Origin of the sequence: Nocardia sp. NRRL WC-3656 (genome assembly GCF_000720265.1) — a bacterium.
GTDB lineage: Bacteria > Actinomycetota > Actinomycetes > Mycobacteriales > Mycobacteriaceae > Nocardia > Nocardia nova.
Window position 1 is genome coordinate 1 of the sequence record NZ_JOJF01000024.1, and the last position, 18,452, is coordinate 18,452.

14 protein-coding genes and 1 pseudogene are annotated in these 18,452 nt (G+C 65.9%); 3 read left to right on the forward strand and 12 right to left on the reverse strand.

Going from position 1 to position 18,452, the window contains the following annotated elements; translation table 11 throughout:
* Window positions 1-492 precede the first annotated feature (492 nt).
* Together IG65_RS0125920 and IG65_RS0125925 are read left to right on the forward strand one after the other, a co-directional pair.
* Window positions 493-1,299, forward strand: coding sequence for an SDR family NAD(P)-dependent oxidoreductase (locus IG65_RS0125920; protein WP_030517568.1), 807 nt, complete (start codon window positions 493-495; stop codon window positions 1,297-1,299).
* A gap of 98 nt (window positions 1,300-1,397) precedes the next feature.
* Window positions 1,398-3,326, forward strand: coding sequence for an ATP-binding protein (locus tag IG65_RS0125925; RefSeq protein WP_051756881.1), 1,929 nt, complete (start codon window positions 1,398-1,400; stop codon window positions 3,324-3,326).
* Between the two features lie 276 nt (window positions 3,327-3,602).
* On the opposite strand, the pseudogene IG65_RS37105 reads toward IG65_RS0125925, so the two are convergent.
* The 3 genes and pseudogenes from IG65_RS37105 to IG65_RS0125945 form a co-directional block, all read right to left on the reverse strand.
* Window positions 3,603-4,025, reverse strand: a pseudogene (locus tag IG65_RS37105) (flavin reductase family protein); the annotation flags it as partial.
* Window positions 4,025-4,177 (reverse strand): hypothetical protein, encoded by a 153-nt coding sequence (locus tag IG65_RS37960; RefSeq protein ID WP_156055763.1) that lies wholly within the window; start codon window positions 4,175-4,177, stop codon window positions 4,025-4,027. The gene IG65_RS37960 and the pseudogene IG65_RS37105, both read right to left, overlap by 1 nt.
* A 131-nt stretch (window positions 4,178-4,308) precedes the next feature.
* Entirely contained in the window at window positions 4,309-6,012 is a 1,704-nt protein-coding gene (locus tag IG65_RS0125945; RefSeq protein WP_030517571.1) for a 3-ketosteroid-delta-1-dehydrogenase, read from the reverse strand.
* Between the two features lie 158 nt (window positions 6,013-6,170).
* Here IG65_RS0125945 and IG65_RS0125950 point away from each other — a divergent pair, with 158 nt between their 5' ends.
* On the forward strand, window positions 6,171-6,695 hold the full coding sequence (locus IG65_RS0125950; protein ID WP_030517572.1) for a nuclear transport factor 2 family protein: 525 nt from the start codon (window positions 6,171-6,173) through the stop codon (window positions 6,693-6,695).
* A gap of 309 nt (window positions 6,696-7,004) precedes the next feature.
* Here the strand turns inward: IG65_RS0125950 and IG65_RS0125960 are convergent, their stop codons facing one another.
* The 9 genes from IG65_RS0125960 to IG65_RS0126000 all read right to left on the reverse strand — a co-directional run bounded on the left by IG65_RS0125960 (window position 7,005) and on the right by IG65_RS0126000 (window position 18,305).
* Window positions 7,005-8,198, reverse strand: coding sequence for an NADH:flavin oxidoreductase (locus IG65_RS0125960; RefSeq protein ID WP_030517573.1), 1,194 nt, complete (start codon window positions 8,196-8,198; stop codon window positions 7,005-7,007).
* Entirely contained in the window at window positions 8,195-10,186 is a 1,992-nt protein-coding gene (locus IG65_RS0125965) for an NAD(P)/FAD-dependent oxidoreductase (protein ID WP_030517574.1), read from the reverse strand. Before IG65_RS0125965 ends, IG65_RS0125960 begins: the two co-directional genes overlap by 4 nt.
* The gene (locus IG65_RS0125970) at window positions 10,183-11,067 is read right to left on the reverse strand and encodes an SDR family NAD(P)-dependent oxidoreductase (RefSeq protein WP_030517575.1); all 885 of its coding nucleotides are present in this window, start codon (window positions 11,065-11,067) and stop codon (window positions 10,183-10,185) included. The genes IG65_RS0125965 and IG65_RS0125970 overlap by 4 nt, the downstream gene beginning before the upstream one ends.
* Window positions 11,067-11,954 carry an SDR family NAD(P)-dependent oxidoreductase gene (locus IG65_RS0125975; RefSeq protein WP_030517576.1) on the reverse strand — a complete coding sequence of 296 codons (888 nt, stop codon included), beginning with the start codon at window positions 11,952-11,954 and terminating at the stop codon, window positions 11,067-11,069. Before IG65_RS0125975 ends, IG65_RS0125970 begins: the two co-directional genes overlap by 1 nt.
* A gap of 109 nt (window positions 11,955-12,063) precedes the next feature.
* A complete protein-coding gene (locus IG65_RS0125980) occupies window positions 12,064-13,032 on the reverse strand; it encodes an alpha/beta hydrolase (protein ID WP_030517577.1) in 969 nt (322 codons plus the stop codon).
* Window positions 13,033-13,107: 75 nt separating this feature from the next.
* Complete coding sequence (locus IG65_RS0125985) at window positions 13,108-14,733, reverse strand: NAD(P)/FAD-dependent oxidoreductase (RefSeq protein ID WP_030517578.1); 1,626 nt, start codon at window positions 14,731-14,733, stop codon at window positions 13,108-13,110.
* 163 nt (window positions 14,734-14,896) lie between these two features.
* Window positions 14,897-15,838, reverse strand: a complete 942-nt coding sequence (locus IG65_RS0125990; protein WP_030517579.1) for a VOC family protein — start codon at window positions 15,836-15,838, stop codon at window positions 14,897-14,899.
* Window positions 15,839-15,867: 29 nt separating this feature from the next.
* Window positions 15,868-17,052 carry an acyl-CoA dehydrogenase family protein gene (locus tag IG65_RS0125995; protein WP_030517580.1) on the reverse strand — a complete coding sequence of 395 codons (1,185 nt, stop codon included), beginning with the start codon at window positions 17,050-17,052 and terminating at the stop codon, window positions 15,868-15,870.
* Window positions 17,053-17,108: 56 nt separating this feature from the next.
* Window positions 17,109-18,305, reverse strand: coding sequence for a Rieske 2Fe-2S domain-containing protein (locus IG65_RS0126000; RefSeq protein ID WP_030517581.1), 1,197 nt, complete (start codon window positions 18,303-18,305; stop codon window positions 17,109-17,111).
* Window positions 18,306-18,452 lie beyond the last annotated feature (147 nt).

Sequence of the window (18,452 nt, forward strand, 5' to 3'; positions counted from 1 at the left end):
TCCTTCCATCTGTCGCTGCGCATCGCCCGGCGCGGCAGGGCGAATCAAATGTCGGGCCCGCAAGGTGTCCGCGCCGCCTTCGGCCGGCTCCGCTGCGCTTCTCCCGGACAGGGTGCGGCGTTTCGCGACCTCCCGAATCTGCTCGCCCGGCGGACGTTACCGGCGTGATACGAAGGCGCTGAGCGAATTTCCCGCTCAGCGGAAGAGTGGTCACCCTTATCGACCTCCACGTCCTCCGGGGCAGGAAGTCATACGCCTACGACCGGGACGACGACCCTTTCCGCAGCTCAACGCTTTCGGTCGCTTACAGCATCGGCGATACCGAGTACACCGGCCGAAGCACCCCGCCTTCACTGCGACGATACGCACAATCACCGACTGGATCGCGGCGCATCGCAACCAGTATCCCGGCCAGTGAAATCACCCTATTGAACAATCGCTGCGCCTGAGCATGCTGAGCGCATCGGTGACGAACAAAGGAGTACCACCACAATGACTACCCTGCAGCGCTACGCCGACCGCCGAGTCCTGGTGACGGGGGCCGGATCCGGAATCGGACAGGCGACGGTTCTGCGCATTTTGTCCGAGGGCGGCCGGGTCGCGGCCGCGGACATCAGCGCCGACGGCCTGAAGGACACGCACGCCAAAGCAGGCGACGACGCAGAGCGCCTGACCACCGTCGTCATGGACATCGGTACCGAGGAGTCGGTGAAAACCGGTGTAGCCGAAGCGGTCCGGGAGCTCGACGGCCTCGACGCACTGGTGAACGCGGCAGGGATTCTGCGCTCGGCACACTTCGAGCAGACCACCGTGGCCGACTTCGAACAGGTGATCCGAATCAATCTCATCGGCACCTTCCTGGTGATCCGGGAAGCCCTGCCGGCACTGCGCGAGGGTACCGGCCCGGCGGTGGTGAACTTCAGCTCCACCTCGGCGCAGTTCGCTCATCCATATATGTCGGCCTACGCGGCCTCGAAGGGCGGTATCCAGGCGATGACCCACGCACTGGCCATGGAATTCAGCAAGCAGGGCATCCGCTTCAATTCCGTTCAGCCGGGCTCGATCTCGTCGGGTATGACCGACGGCACCGGCGAAGCCAAGCAGAGCGTGGGCCCTGGCCTACCCGCCGACGCCGACTTCGCCCTGTTCGGCAAGACCGCCCCGATGCTGCCGCTTCCCGACGGCGCCATTTTCGCCCAGCCGGACGCGGTGGCCGCGGTGGTCGCGATGCTGGCCTGCGCTGACGCATACTTCGTCACCGGCGCCGAACTCCGCATCGACGGCGGCTCCCACATGTGACAGGCGGTCGGAAGCAATTCCGGAGGCGATTTCGAAAATACTTCCGCTCAACGGGATTCCGACTCCGGGAGCCGGCGTGGCCACCTTAGCGTTCGGCCGTGTTCAGGCCCCGGATCGGCATCCGCACCCGCGTCGTCGCGGTGGCGGCCATTCCCTGTTTGTCGTTGTTGCTCGTCGCCGTAGGCGCTGCAGGCCACTTCCTGCAAACCGGCCAGCACGCCCGTGATTGGGCGGCCCAGAACCGTCGCGCACTCGAGCCGGTGGTCACCATGGTCGAAGCGATGCAACAGGAACGGCAGCTGACCATGGTGGCCGCCCAGCGGGCACAGCCGGTCCCGACTCTGGCATCGGCACGCGCGCACGTCGACCACGCGCTTGCCGATCTCACTCCCATGGGCGAGGCGCTGGCCGCTATCGATCCCACCGGATTCCGCGACGTCCTCGGCAACTCCGTGACGGTACTCGCGAAGCTGCCCGCCACCCGCTCGGGCATCGACGCCGGCACGCTGAACGCCGACGATGCCTACGATTACTACAACCGAGCAGTCGAGGTCATCACCACCGGATCGGCCGTCGCCGCGCAGCGCGCGCCCGATACGGCCACCGCTCGGGAATTGAGTACCGGGCTGTCCATGTTTCGCGCGGTAGAGGCGATGTCCCGGGCTCACGCGCTGGCCGCAGCGGCCACACCCCGCGGATTCACCGCCGAACAGCTGCAGCGTTTCACCCGTGAGGTCGGCTACTACCGGATCGCGTTGGACCACTTGGCAGCGCAGCTTTCCGATCCGCAGCGAGACAGGCTGCGCGCGTTGTCCGACAGCGGCGACTGGCGCACAACCATCGCCGCCGAAGATGCGCTGATCGCTGCCGCGCCCGGAGCCGGCATCGTCGGCGACGCCGCATCGGAAGCAGCCGCGCACGCAACATCCGGACTACTCGAACTCTGGCGCGCGCAGAATGCCGCCGCCGGGGCGTCGGCGCAAGCGGCCGGTGACCGGATCTCGCACGGCTCGATGCTCGCCGCTTTCGCGGCGGTTGCCATCGCGGTGATCGCGGTCGCGGCCGCGCTCGTCGCCGCGGACCGGCTGGCTCGCCGGCTGGTGCGCCTGCGCACCGACACCACCGATCTGGCAGAGCGGCGCCTGCCCGCCATCATGAGCCGTTTACGCCGTGGAGAGCAGGTGCAGATCGACAATGAAGTCGTCCGACTCGATCCGGGCGCCGACGAGATCGGGGATGTGGCCGCCGCCTTCAACCAGGCACAGTTCGCGGCGATATCGGCTGCCGCTTCGGAGGCTGCGACCCGTAACGGCGTCCGGGCTGTCTTCGTCAACATCGCCCACCGGAGCCAGTTGGTGGTGCACCGGCAGCTCGAGGTGCTCGACCAGGCAGAACGCGACGCCGATGATCCGAACTATCTGCAGACCCTGTTCGCACTGGACCACCTGGCGACCCGCGCCAGACGCAATGCCGAAAACCTGATCATCCTCGGTGGGGAACGCCCCGCCCGGCGCTGGCGCAATCCGGTGTCGTTGTTCGACATCGTGCGCAGCGCCGCGGCCGAAACCACCGACTACCAGCGCGTGGACATCACCCGACTGCCCGATGTGCGAATCGCCGGCCACGTGGTCGCCGACGTCGTTCACCTGCTGGCGGAACTGATGGACAACGCCACCGCGTTCTCCCCGCCACAGTCGCGGGTGCGCGTCGACGGCCGCGTGATCGGTGGCGATGTGCGCTTGGCGGTGTGCGACCAAGGGCTCGGCATGGAGCCCGCAGAATTGGGGCGGCGCAACGAGCTTCTCTCGGCGGCACCGGATTTCGGCATCGCCGCACTGACCGGCGATTTCCGCCTAGGCCTGTTCGTGGTGGCCGCACTCGCCGGACAGCACGGACTGTCGGTGCGGCTGACCGAATCCGAGTACGGCGGTATCAGCGCGGTCGTATCCATCCCCGCGACGCTGTTGTCCTCGTCCGAGGCCATCGCGGAGACCGCCGCGAGGTCGTCGACCACGAATCCGAGGTGATAAATACGTGAAACTGATTGCCACACAGGAGAATTCGGTACCGCGCGCGTGCGGGGCCCGTCGGACAGGCCGATGCGTTGCGGAGTCCGGTGTTCGACACCGTCGATGAGGCATGCATAGTTCGATTCCTCGAAAACCGTGCTGCCTCACCCCCACCGCCAGGTGTCCAGTGGCATCCATGTGCTGGACCGTGGATCGGGTTCGGGGGCCAGCTGTTTGAATGCGGAGCGCATGAAACAGCAGCGGAGGGCCCGCGTGCTGCACGTCCGCTTCGATCACCCGGCCGATCACGATGGTGTGATCACCACCGTCGACCTCACGCTCCAGCGCGCAGGTCAGTGACGCGATCGCTCCCTCCAGCCTGGGAGCGCCGTTCGCCGCGGGATGCCAGGTGATTCCGGCGAATTTGTCGGCGCCGCTCATCGCGAACTGCCGGCACAACCCTTGCTGGTCGGCAGCGAGGATGTTCACACAGAACTGTCCGGATTCCCGGATATGTGGCCAGGTCGAGGAGGTGCGGGCCGGGCAGAAACAGATCAGCGGCGGATCCAGGGACAGTGACGAAAACGACTGGCAAGTAAATCCGACGGGTTCGCCGGCGGAGATCGCTGTGATCACGGTGACCCCGCTGCAGAAATGGCCCAGCACCGCCTTGTAGTCCGAGGCCGCGAGTCCGCCGTTGTCCGATGCGCGGGCCATTACTGCTGCTCCTGTCCGGTGTCGCCCAGTACGACCCGGGCGCCGAGCATCGAGAATCGGTGCGCGTGTGCGGCACCTTGGCCGCGGAACGCTCCGGTGATGAGCACAACCTTGTCTTGTCGTCCCAGCCACTCTTCGGTCGTGTCGTTCATGCCGCCTCCGGATCGGCCGACAGCGGCCCGTGCCGGCTGCCGGCGCCGATCGTTTTCATCGATATACGTTGGAGTAGAGCGCTTTTCAGTAAAACGGTTCGGCTCGCGCGAGCGAGCCGAACCATTGTCGTCTAGGCCGGCTCGGTCGTCTCCTGCGCGGCGTGGCGCGCGGCGATGTACCCGAAGACCAGCCCCTGGCCGATGGTCGCCCCGGCTCCGGGATAGCTGGCGCCGAAGGCGTTCGCGGCGGTGTTGCCGATCGCGTACAGCCCTTCGATGACGCCGCCGTCTTCACGCAGGACCCGCGCGTCCTGGTCGGCGACCACCCCACCGCAGGTGCCCAGATCGCTGAGAATCATCTTGACCGCGTAGTACGGGGCTTTCCGCAGCGGTGCCAGATTCGGGTTCGGCGAAACGGTGGGATCGCCGTAATAACGGTCGTAGGCGCTTGCCCCGCGCGCGAATTCCGGATCGGTTCCGGTCTCGGCGTAGCGGTTCATATTCTGGAAGGTCTCGGTGAACGCGTCCTCGGGTACCCCGATAGCCCGTGCAAGTGCAGCGGGATCGTCGGCACGGTGGGCGATACCGGACTCGAACCAGGCCTGCGGAAGGGGCTGGCGGGGAAAGTACTGTCCGGCAAGGATATAATTGTTGCGGTAGCGCTGATCGAATACCAGCCACATCTGTTCGGCCGGATCTCCTCGCCGCTCCCGCGACAGCAGGGCCTGTCCGAACGACATGTAGTCCATCGCCTCGTTCACGAAGCGCCGGCCGATCTGATCGACGACGAACGAGCCCGGCAGCGAGCGTTCGGCGAGCATGACCAGCGGCGCCGCGCCGGGCAGTGGCGCGAAAGCGGGAAACCACCATGCCTGATCCATCAGTGCGGTCCCGGCACCGAGTTCCTGGGCCGCGGTGATGGCGTCACCGGTGTTGCCCTCGGATCCCAGACTGGCGTCGGCGTCGAGCCGCGGCGACTGGAACTTGTACCGAGCGGCCATATGGTGATCGAAGCCTCCAGCGGCCAGCACCACCCCTCGCCGCGCGGTCACCGTGACCTCACGATCACCTTGGCGCACCACCGCGCCGGCGACCCGGTCGCCGTCACGAATCAGCCGGACCAGGCTGGTCTCGGTCCACACCGGAATTCCCGCTCGCAGCACGCCCGCGAACAGACCCGCTGCCAAAGCCTGTCCCCCGGCCAGATATTCGCGTCCGATCACCATGCCGCCGATACCGAGGGCCGCCCGCCGCAGAATGCGCGAGAACGCCTTGATCGGTTTGCGCGCAACAAGATTCATCCACTTGTAGTCCGCGCCGGTGACCGGCATCGGCACCGGTGCCTCCATCACACCGGGGCGCAGCCGCGGACGCTGCTCCCCCAGGATCGAGGCATCGAACGGGCGGCACTCGCACGTCCGGCCCTCTGCCCGGCCGCCGGGCTCCTCCGGGTGGTAGTCCGAATAGCCCTTCGCCCAGAAGAATCGCATCGGCGTGGTCCGCTCGAGCATCTCGACCGCCGCGGCACCGGCATCGAGGAAAGCCTGACCACGCTCGGCAGGAGCGGTATCACCAACGACCGACCGCAGATATGCGCGCGCCTCGGCCAGATCGGGGTCCGAATCGGGCAGGCTGGAGTTACCCGGAATCCAGAACGCACCACCGGACCGCGCGGTCGAACCACCCACATAAGCGGTTTTCTCGACGATCACACTCGACAGCCCCTGTTCGTGGGCCGCCAGCGCCGCGGCCATACCAGTGCCGGAACCGACGACCAGTAGGTCGACGATCACCTCGTGGGCGGTCGTGAGCGGGGGCATCGGCTTCTTCGCCATGATTCGGAACTCCACTCTCAGGGTGGGACGGATTGCCCCAACCTAGATTCGCGCGAACGGCAGTCGAACGTGGTCTTCCATTCAGTGGGAGAGCCCGCGAATTCCGCTGAGCGGAAACGGTTCTGTCGCACCGTCCGGTGCCCGGTTAGCGTCCGGACATGAGTAACACGTGGAGCAGAGAAGAACTGGAATCGGCGTTTCAGACCTGGCATGCGACGGTCACCCGCGCGGCCTCGGGCACGGGCAGCTGGCGCGAATTCGTCGACCTGTTCACCCCCGACGCCGAATATCACGAGCAAATGGTCGGAGTTCTGAAAGGCCCCGACGCCATCTGGGCCTGGGCCGAGCCGACCCTCGCGCAGTTTCCGGGCTCCGCGATGACCTCGTTTCCCGATTATTGGCATCTGATCGACGACGTCAACGGCGTGATCGTGGTGAAGCTGAACAATCTGATGCGCGATCCGGGTGACGGCTCGCAGATGGGCGCCGACAACATCAGCATTCTGACCTACGCCGGGAATGGAAAGTTTTCCGAAGAGGAAGATATCTACGATCCCGCCGAATTCGTCCGGCTCGTTCCCGAGTGGTGCCGACGTGCCATGGAACTCGGCACTCTCAGCGAAGCCGAGCTGGCATGGTGCAAGCAGGCGCTGCCCGCAGCAGAATCGGACTCTGTCTCGTAAGCGCTCAGGCCGGGTGCGCCCGCGTAGTCGCGGGCTCACCCGGCGCGCGTTTCTCAGTGCAGCCGCGGGATATCGTCACCGGTCGGCAGTTGAATTCTGGATTCCGGAAGGGCGTGTTCGCGCACCGCGCGGTCGATCCGGCGACGCAGAACATCGCAGCCGCGTTCCTGATGCCCACACCCCGGCCCTGGGCCGCGATCACCGGGCACCGCCCGGCCTCACCGGTCCACTGAACCGACGTGTGGGCCGCACTGAACTTCTCGATCAGCACGCGCCGGCCGCGCTGCTCGCAGTCGAGCGGACGCATGGTCATCGCGCGGCCGATTGCGGCACGGCCAGTACGCAGTGGGTGTCGTAGAAGATCGTCGGCATGCACTTGTTGCAGTGGATGCACAACGACTTCGTCTTGTTATCCTTCGCGATCCGGTTGATCAGATCCGGCTCGCGCAGTAGGGCGCGAGCCATCGCTACGAATTCGAATCCCTCGGCCATCGCGGTGTCCATAGCGGCCTTGTCCGTGATGCCACCGAGCAACACGAGCGGCATAGACACGTTCGCCCGGATCTGGCGCGCCGCGTCGAGCATGAACAGATCTTCGTACGGATAGTCGTGCAGGAAGAATTTGCCCGCGACCTTCACACCGAACCGCATCAGCGGCGACATGACCGCGGCGAATTCGTTCAGCGGGGCCTCACCTTTGAACAAATACATCGGGTTCAGCAGGGAACTGCCGATGGTGAGTTCGATGGCGTCCAGACTGCCGTCGGCTTCCAGCCACTGCGCGACCTGGATTGCCTCGTCGAGCCAGAACCCGCCCGGCACACCGTCGTCCATGTTCAGTTTGGCCAGTACCGCGATGCGGTCCCCGGCGGCCTCGCGCACCTCCGCGGCGACCTCGCGAACGAGGCGGGCGCGATTGCGCAGTGAGCCACCGTAGGAGTCCTTGCGCCGGTTCAGGGCAGGGCTCAGGAACGAACTCGCGAAGTAGTTGTGGCCGAAATGGATTTCCACGGCGTCGAATCCCGATTCGATCGCCAGCCGGGTCGCGGTGCCGTGAGCGGTGCGGATCCGGGCGATATCGGCGAGTGTCGCGGCATGGGTGAGCTGCGGACCCATCGGGCTGATCCGCCGCGACGCCGACAATGCCGGGTAGCCGTTGGATTTCGCGTTCGCCACCGGTCCGGCGTGACCGATCTGGGCCGACGCTGCCGCCCCCTCGGCATGGACAGCGTCGGTGAGCCGGCGCAGGCCGGGTATCGCCTCGTCGCGCATCCAGAGCTGATCGGCCTCGGTACGACCTTCCGGCGCCACCGCGCAATAGGCGACCGTCGTCATCCCGACTCCTCCAGCGGCGACCTGCCGGTGGAATTCGATGAGCTGATCGCTGACCAGCGCACCCGGGGCCATGTGCTCGAAGGTCGCGGATTTGATGGTTCGGTTGCGCAGCGTCACCGGGCCCAGCCGAGCCGGGGCGAGAACATCGGGAATCGAATTCGCGTTCACGACAATGCCTTTCGATGCGGCAGGAAGGTCAGATCCTCGGGGTGCGGGGCGCGCAGCATGGTCCAGTAGTCGACCAGCCGCCACGGGCACGGCACGACCGCACGCCCCGCGGAATTGCGGTAGTACCCGTTGACCTGCGCGCCGGGGTGCACCCATACGGTCTCGTCGAGCGCCTCGTCGACGCGCTCGTTGTACTCGTCCTGCGCCCGCTGCTCGACATCCATCGCGGCGTGGTCGTTCTCGAGCAAGTACTGCAGGCACTCGATGATGTAGTGGACCTGTTCCTCACCGGTAATGTTGTGTCCAGCACCGTGATTGGGCGCGGAGTTCGGCCCGGCGGTGATGAACAGGTTCGGGAATCCGGAAACCTGCACTCCCAGGTATGCCCGCGGGTCCTCGCCGCCTTTCCAGATCTGCGCCAGGGTCGCGCCGTCGCGGCCGGCGATGTCGATCGTGGTGGTGAACTGCAGTTCGAATCCGGTCGCGAGGATGATCACGTCGGCGGGAATGACGGTGCCCTCGGTGGTCACGACACCGTCGGGTGTGATTCGCTCGAACGAGGCCCGGTGCAGCTGCACGTGGTCGCGGTTCAGCGCCTTGAAGAATCCAGGGTCTTTGACGATCCGCTTGGCGTAGGGACGGAAGTCCGGGGTGAGCTTCTCGATCAGATCCGGCCGGTCCGGGAAGCTGTTGCGCAGATACTCCTGCGCGGTGCGCAGGACCATGTCGTTGGCCGGCGATGCGGACAGGTGGGTGGCCGCCCATTTCTTGTCGATACGCGGCAGCGGGTACAGGTTGTCGGAGGCAAACCAATAGGTACGTAGCCGGAACCACTTGTCGTAGAAAGGCAGATGGGCCATCGCCCACTTCTCGCCGACCGGGACGTCGCCACCGACCGTCTTCTCCGGGACGAGCCAATGTGGGCTGCGCACCACCACGTCCAGGGTCTCGACCTGGTCCACGATGCTCGCTACGACCTGCACGGAGGTGCAGCCGGTGCCGAGCACGATCACGCGCTTGCCGCGCAGATCGATCCCGGTATCCCATTCGGCGGTGTGCACCAGCGTCCCGGCGAAGGTGTCCATACCCGGCACATCCGGGATGTTGGGAGCATTGAGCATTCCCAGTGCGGTGATCACCGCGCGGGCGCGATGGTGGGTCACCGCACCGCTGCGATCCTCGGTGACGACCGCCCACCGATTCTCCTGCTCCAGCCAGGTGGCCGAACGGACGCGGGTGCCGAATCGGATGTGCTCGCGCAGCCGGTACTTCTCGACCACGCCGAGCAGATAGTCCTGATATTCCGGTCCGGTCGGGTAATACCGCGACCAGTTCGGGTTCAGCTCGAACGAATAGGAGTAGTAGTGACTCGGGGTGTCCACGGCCGCGCCGGGATAGGTGTTGCGCTGCCAGGTGCCGCCGATATCGTCGCGCTCCTCGAAGATGGTGAACGGAAAACCCGCTTCCGCCAACTTGATTCCGGCGTTGATACCGACGATCCCGGCGCCGATCACGACGACGTCGAAGTCCGCGGGCGGGGTGACCGTCACCGGGACGTGGCGCCGATCCTTGGTGAATCCGGCCTGTTCCAGCAGGATCGGCACGAATTCGTCGTCCACCCGCTGCGCAGTGCAGACGGTCGCCATCCGCTGAAACAACTCGTCATCCGGAACATCCAGGGCCGCAACCGACTCCGGCGTCAAGACCGCGCGGGCACGGGCGCGGACGTCGGCGGCGACATCGTCGGGATAGGTGCCGGGCGGGACCGTCGGACGCGTGCCGGTGCGGTAGTGATTGCCCGGCTCCTCGATCGTCAGGCGCGGACCGAATTCGTCGAGCAGTCCCACGTCGCCGGTTACGTGCACCATCGACATGAGCAGCGGCGCCACCTCGCACTCGTCGATGGCCCGGTGGAGTGCGGCCTCCGGATCGGAGGCGGCGGTAGCGTCGGAGGAAGATGGGACGCCGGTGACGATGGTCTCTGTCATGAGTTACCTTCCGGGAGTGGCACGCCCATCCGGGCGAGCATGTCTCGTGGATTCGCGGGCGGGCGCAGATTCAGCAGTTGGTCGCCACGCCTGGTCGACGACGCCGTGCACATCTCGTCGTCGGAGAAGACCCAGAACTGCCCGCGGGCGATCTGTTCGACCATGTGCTCGGCCGCCGCGAGCGGGTCGAGTCCCTTTTCGACGTTGTCGCGCTGCATGGCGGCGAACACCGCATTGGCGGTGGGATCCGACGTGGGTGCTTCGCGCTGCGCGGCGAGGAAGATCTCGCTGCGGATCGAATGCGGCACCACGGCACTGACCTGGATCGGCGCGCCGATGATCGACAGATCCTGATGCAGGCATTCCGTCATCGCCTGCACCGCGAATTTGCTCACGATGTACGGCGACTGCACGGCGACGGTGTTGAGGCCGCCCACCGAGGACAGGTTCGCGATGCACGACGGGGATCCGACTCGAATCATGTGCGGCACAAAGGACTTCAGGCAGTAGAAGACGCCGTCGACGTTGATCTGCATCACCCGCCGCCATCGGGCCGGGTCGATCTCCCAGAGCAGTCCCGAGGACTCCACTCCGGCATTGTTGATCAGCAGCTCGACGCTGCCGTGCCGGTCGAAGATCGCGGCCGCCATGGTGTCGACGGCGGCCTCGTCGGCCACATCTACCCCGTACCCTTCGGCACCGCCGCCCTCGGCGACGATCGCGGCCGCGACCTCTGCCGCACGACCGGCATCGATATCGGCGACGACCACGGTCATGCCGAGGCTGCCGAGATGTCGAGCCAGGCCACGGCCGATACCGGCTGCAGCGCCGGTCACCACCGCGGTGCCCCGCGAGAATCGTTCCCGGGCGGCCGCGGTCATCACACGCCCTCCGGAAGAATGTTCGGGTTCGCCCACGAAGGTGGTTCTCGCCGTGGCAATTCGGTGCCACCGTCCAGCGACATCACCGGAGTGTGCGTCGTATACGGGTAATGGAGGCTGAAGGCCAGCAGGCCGGTGCGGTCGGCCGCCGGCACCGTGCACATCTCGAGCACGGTTTGCGCCAGGTACTCCACCGGCTCGGTCTCGTAGCCTTCGGGCAGCAGTGCCGACGCACCCGGAGTCATGATCGCCGTCGACGGGCCGACCGCGTTGACCGCGATCCCGTCGTCGAGCAGCTCCGCCGCCAGGCCTTGCGTGAAACGATGCAGCGCGGCCTTGGCGGAGGCGTAGACGACATCACCAGAGGTCTTGTTGTACTCGCGGAACGGCCGGATCGGACTCAGCCCGGTCGAGGAACCGATGTTGACGATCCAGCCGGCGCCCTGTTTGCGCAGATGGGGAATCGCCGCCCGGCTCAGTACGAACGGCACTTCGAGATAGTGCTGCACGGTCCGATGGAACGTCGCGTCGCTCATCTGCTCGATCGAGCTGTAATCGGCGAAACCGGCGTTGTTGACCAGGATGTCGATGCCGCCGAGTTCCGCGACGACTGTGTCGATCAGCCGGCCGCGTTGTTCGGCGTCCTCGAGGTCGGCCGGGATCGCCACCGCGCGGCCACCCGCGGCCTCGATCAACTGCACGGTTTCGTCCAGCGAACCGGCCAGCAGATGGGTCGCGCCCGCACGCACCGCCGGGCTCGGCGCATGTGATCGCGCGGTGACCACCACCGTCGCGCCCTCAGCCGCCAGACGCTGCGCGATCGCTCGTCCGATTCCGCGGCTACTACCGGTGACCAGGGCTTTCTTGCCACTGAGTCGCTGTGTCATGCTTACCTTCCGCATTCGCTGTGTCCGGGTTCACACCCGCATCCATCGTGGGCTGCCGAACAGTCCCGCTCGGCCACCGCTTCCGCTCAATGGGACAGTGAATCGGGCATCACTGGGACAGTGAATCGGGCACCGCCGCCGAGGCGAGAAGCTCACGCATCAGGTGCCAAAGGTGCTGGCGCGCAGGCTCGGTCAGTGACAGGCTCGGGAAGGTCAGAAATCCGTGGAACAGCCCGTCGAAGCGGTGGGCGGTCACCGCGACCCCGGCATCGGCGAGACGGCGCGCGTAGTCCTCACCGGCCGAGCACGGCGGGTCCAACTCGGCGGTGGCCACCACCGCCGGCGGCAATCCGGCCAGGGACTCGGCCCGGCTCGGCACCAGATACGGACTGTCGGTGCCCTGCGGCGCGTACTGCTGCCAATACCAGCGCATGGCCGTGGTCGTGTTGTAGTACCCCTCGCCGTAGCGCTGGTAGGACTCGGTACCGAAATCGTCGTCGATCACCGGATAGAGCAGGACCTGCCCCGCGATCCGCGGACCGCCGCGATCGCGCGCGGCCAGGCTCACCGTCGCCGCCAGATTGCCGCCCGCGCTGTCACCGGCGACAACGAGTCGAGTTGCGTCACCGCCGAATTCGCCGGCATGGGCGGCGGCCCACTGCACCGCCGCGTACATGTCCTCCATCGCCGCGGGGCCGGGATGCTCGGGAGCACGCCGATAGTCCACCGACACCACGGCGACACCGACGGCTTGCGCCATCGATCGGCAGAACTCGTCGTGACTGTCGAGATCGCAGAAGACGAAACCACCGCCGTGAGCGAACACGACCACCGGAATCTTTTTCGGCACATCGATTTCCGGCACGTACAGACGCAGCGCCAGGTCTCCGCCCGGTCCCGCGATCACCCGGTCCTCTGCCAGACGCATGGCGGGCATATGTGTCAGCGGAGCCCGCCGGGACACGATGATCTCGCGCAATTCGGCGGGGTCGTGCTCGGTGACATCCGGAAACGATTCCAGTGCCGACAGCATCGCCTCGACATCCGGATGCAGGTCGGACCGTCGTTGTCCGCCCATAGAGACCACGTCCTTACTTCGTTCGATGGGTACGCGACGGCACGCTCACACCGTTCGCGGGAATTGCGGCCGGAATCAGGAGGCGGCCGGGGCCGGAGCGCCGCTCAGTTCGAAGCCCTTGTAGCCGGCCGCGGCGACCTCCGCGCAGATCTCGTTGTATTTGCCGAAACCGCCGATGTAGGGCATGAAAACGCGAGACTTGCCGGGAATGTTGGCGCCCATGTACCAGGAGTTGGCAGTGGGGAACAACGTGCGCGCGGCGACCTCGTTGCACGAGGTCACCCATTCGCCGACCGATTCCTCATCGGCCTCGATCGTGGTGAAACCATGCTCGTCGAGGTAGTCCAGGCAGTCGCTGATCCAGTCGACGTGTTGTTCGGCCATCAACACCATATTGGCCAGCACGCTGGGACTTCCAGGGCCGGCGAGAATGAACATGTTGGGGAATCCGGCGATTGCCAGCCCGAGGTAGGTACGCGGTCCCGCCGCCCACTCCTCACACAGCTCCCGGCCGCCGCGACCCCGGATATCGATGCGCGACAAAGAACCCGTCATCGCGTCGAAACCGGTGGCGAAGATCAGCACGTCGAGGTCGTAGGACGCCTCCGTGGTGCGCACGCCGGTCTCGGTGATCTCGGCGATCGGGGTGCTGCGTAGATTCACCAGGGTGACGTTGTCGCGGTTGTAGGTGTGGAAGTAGCCGTCGTCGGTGACGATCCGCTTGGTGCCGATGGGGTGGTCGTTCGGGATGAGCTGATCGGCGACCTGCGGATCGCGCACCATCTCGCGGATCTTCGCCTCGACGTACTCGCGCGCGGTGTCGTTGGCGGCCAGGCTCGTCGTCTGGTCCGGGAAGGCCTTGGCGAACAGATAACCCCCGCGCTGCCACCACTCGTCGTAGATCCTGGTCCGCTCCGCGGCGTCGACTTCGAGTGCCCCTTTCGGGTGCGGACTGTTGGGTGTGCCGCCACCGCTGCGGCGCGACAGTCGCCGCCGTTCGGCGTAGTTGGCCTTCACCTCGGCCACGAACTCCGGGTCCAGTGGCCGATTTCCTGCCGGAATCGAATAGTTCGGGGTGCGCTGGAAGACATAGAGGTGTTCGGCCTGCTCGGCGAGCACCGGGATGGCCTGGATACCCGAGGAGCCGGTGCCGATGACGCCGATCCGCTTACCGGTGAAATCGACCGGATCGTGCGGCCATTCGCCGGTGTGGTAGCTCTCCCCGGCGAACGTGTCGCGGCCCGGGATGTCGGGCTTGTTCGTCGCCGACAACACTCCTGTCGCCAGAATGCAGAAGCGCGCGGTCACGGTGCGGCCGGTGTCGGTGGAGATGGTCCAGCGCTGCGTCTGCTCGTCGTAGACGGTCGCGGTCACTCGAGTCAGGAAGTCGTAGGCCGAGCGCAGATCGTGCCGGTCGGCGACGTGCTCGAGATAGCGCAGGATCTCCGCCTGCGTGGCGAACCGTTCCGACCAGGTCCACTCCTGTTGGAGTTCGTCGTCGAAAGAGTATGAGTAGTCGATACTTTCGACATCGCAGCGCGCACCTGGGTATCGGTTGTGGTACCACGTTCCGCCCACGCCCTCGGCGGATTCGAAGCCGTGGACGCGCATGCCGCGGCCGCGCAGTTTGTACACCGCGTAGAGCCCGGAGAGCCCCGCCCCGACGACCACGGCGTCGAATTCGCTGTCCTGATTTGTCACTGGATTCACTTCCCTCGATGAGGTGATCGATTGAGCCACACCGTAAGTGGCGAACTTCCCCCGGAAACGACGCGTTCCCACCCAGCGGGCCGGCCGGGCCCGCAACACCGCTGAGTGGGATCGACCTGTGCGACTTCGACCGGCGAACGTTGGTCGCGGCTGGTCAGACGGCGGCGGTCGCCTGCTGCGCTTCGGCCTGCTGTGCCTGCTTCAGCTGCCGGGCCCACATCCATTCGTGGCCCCAGTAGCTATCGGCGGTGATCTCCTCGGCGGTGTAATAGGTCTCGTCGACCAGTACGCCGCCGGTGCCGTACTCGATATCCCAGCCGCCGGGCACCCGCACGTAGAACGAGACCATCTTGTCGTTGGTGTGCCGGCCCAGCGTCGAGGACACCGGGAAGTCGCGGGCCATCACCTGGTCGTAGGCGCGCCCCACCGCGTCCAGTTCGTCCACCTCGACCATGACGTGGATCAGGCCCGGGTCGCGGCCCTCCAGGCTCGGCATGATCGCCAGGCTGTGATGGCGCTGGTTCACTCCGAGGAACCGGATCCGCTGCGGCGGCGTATCCGGCGGCGACGGCATCCGGAAGGCACCCCGCGCCAGGAAACCCAGCGTTTCGGTGTAGAAGGTGTAGGACTCGTCGAAGTGGGTGGTCGGCATGACGACATGCCCGAGGCCCTGCGGCCCGGTGATGAAACGCTGGCCGTACTTCGTCAGCACCGGGCTGTGTTCGAGCACCGGCCCGTGGAAGAACTCGAGCGGCGTGCCGCCGGGGTCCTTCAAGCAGAAGCCCGCCTCGACCTTGCGCCGATCGGCCAGCTCCTGCGACATGGGCGTGTACTCGAATCCGGCCGCCTCCACCGTCGCCGCCAACCGCCGCAGCGCGGCGCCGTCGCGGACCTCCCAGCCGACTGCGCTCACACGGTCCACGTCGGCGTGCTCCACGGTGATGCGCGCGGGTCGCTCGTCCATCCGGAAGTGCAGCGCATCGGTCTCGACTCCGAAACCGGGAGCGAATCCCAGTACCTCGAAACCCAATTCGCGCCAGCGGTCGATATCGGTGGCGAGCACTCGGACGTATCCGAGTCCCTTGATTTCGGTCATCGGTGCAGATGTTCCTTTCCGGAAACGAATCAGATCATCACGCGAAGCGGGCCCTGCGGCACCTCGACTCCCAGGGAGGCCATCGCCGCCGCGTGATAGGTGGTGCTGCTGACGTGGATCGCGTGATGGAGGCCGGCATGTGCATCCCGCCAGAACCGCTGCAGCGGTTTGTCCATACGAAGGGCGTTGCCGCCGGCCCGGTCGAAAATCTCGTCGGCGGCACGAACAGCCCGCCAGGCAGCACGTACCTGGTCGCGCCGTACCCTCGCCCGAGTCTCGAAGTCGATCTCCTCGCCGAGATCCACCATGTCGTAGATGCGGTCGACGTTGGCCAGCAGCTGCTGGCGGGCGGCGTCGATCTCGGACGCGGATTCTGAAAGTGCGTGCAGCACATAGGGATCGTCCTTGACGAGCGTGCCTGCCGCACCGACCCGGTCGCGCTGATACTCGATCCCGGCCGCCAGGAGTCCCTCGCAGATACCGATCGTCGCCGACGTGATGCCCAGCGGGAACATGGTGGACCACGGCATCTTGTACAGCGTCTCGGTGACCCCGTACTCCTTGGCCGCGGTGCCGTCGATGACCTTCGCCGAATCCATCACCCGGTAGTCCGGAATGAACGCGTCCTTGACGATGATGTCTTTGCTGCCGGTGCCACGCAGCCCGACCACGTCCCAGGAGTCCGGAACGATTTCGTAGTCCGAGCGGGGCAGGATCACATGCAGTCCCTGTGGCGGCATCAGCGGTTTTCCGTCGTCCCCTCCGACCAGCGCACCGAGGAAGATCCAGTCGCAATGATCGGTGCCGGAGGAGAACTGCCACCGGCCGTTGAGGACATAGCCACCGTCGCGAGGCACCGCCACCCCGCCGGGCATATACGGCGACGCCTGCCACGTGTCACCGTCGGTGCCGAGGACCTCCTCCTGCACCTTCGGATCGGCGAAGGCCAACTGCCACGGATGAACCCCGACGATGCCGCCGACCCAGCCCGCGGAACCGTAGATGCTCGCAGTCTTCATCACGGTTTCGGCGAACACCCGCGGATGCGCTTCGAAACCGTTGTACTTCTTGCGCTGCAACAGCCGGATCAGCCCGGCATCCTTGAGGCCCTTGGCCATATCATCGGGCAGCCGGCCGAGAGACTCTCCCTCCTCGGCGCCGGCGCGAATCTCCTCGGCGATCGCGACGATATTGTCGAGCACTGCGTAGGACATCTGGGGTACTCCTGGTCGAAGCTGGAAGGGTCGAAGCTGGAAAGGGTGAATCGTGGTCAGGAACCGGTAACCGCTTCCGAGCGGCCGGCCGACACATTGGGGGCGATGGCACTGCGCCCAGCGGCGAGGTTGGCGTCCACCTCGGCCTGCCAGTTATGCAGTGCGCGTTCGGTATCGATCTCGAATTCGAATCGGTTGACCATCTCCGGCTTGATGTCCTCGACGTCGACGTAGAACTGTTCGTACCAGCGGCGCAGCTGATAGACCGGTCCGTCCTCCTCGCACAACAGCGGATTGTCGATGCGCGCCTTGTTCTTCCAGATCTCGACGTCCTGCTCGAAGCCGATCGCCACGCCCTTGGCGACCGCGGCCGCGATCTGGTTGGCGGCCTCGTCGTCCATTCCGACCGGCTTGCGCACCATCACCCCGTACTGCAACCGGAACGAGGTCGGGGTGACGGGGTAATGGCAGTTGATGAGGTAGATATTCGGGTCGCCGTCCGGATCCACACCTCCGCTCCACAACTTGTCCACCATGTAGGACGGCCCGTAATACGTTGCGTCCGACTGGCTTTCGAGACTATAGTTGGTGCTCTGACTGACTCCGACGGCATCGGCGCGGGGCCGCGACCGCATCAGCTGGTTCGCGGTGTGCCCCTCGAACACGTTGCGGAAATACGTCGGCATGCCGTAGTGGACGTAGAAGAAATGAGCCATGTCGACGACGTTGTCGACGATCTCGCGACAGTGCGAGCCTTCTACGTCCACGTGGTTCCAGACCCAGTCCGTCCAGCCCGGATCGCCATAGGTCGGCACCTCCGGCACCTCGAGCTCGGCGGGCGGTGTGCGGCCCTGCGGGTCGTTCCAGACGAACAGCTGGCCGCTGATCTCCCTGGTCGGCCACGCCTTGGTCCGCGCCAGCGGCGGAACCCGCCGCGCATAGGGAATGCCCGCGCACTTGCCGTCGCCGCGCCAGCGCCAGTCGTGGAACGGACAGGCGATGTCATTCCCCTTCACCGTGCCATGCGCCAGATTTCCACCCATGTGCGGGCAGAAGGCGTTGAGCACGTTGAGTTTTCCATCCTCACCGCGGAATACGACCAGTTCGGTGCCGAAAGCCGAGATCTGGTGCGGCTGCCCGTCGTCGAAGTGGCGGACCAGACCCAGACAGTGCCAGCCGCGAGCGAATCGCTGCGGCGGTACACCGCTGTCGATGACGCGGATCTTGTCTTTGGCGTCGGTCGCGGAATTCACGATACCTCCTGGTCAGACGGTTGCGAGTAGGCAACCTTTCGCGGTGGGATCAGCGTCGCAGGCGGCAGCGATGGTGTGACGTGGGTCTCCTACTGAATGGGACGGGTTTTCGCCTCGATCCGGCGACGACGCCGAGCCTGCGCCGCT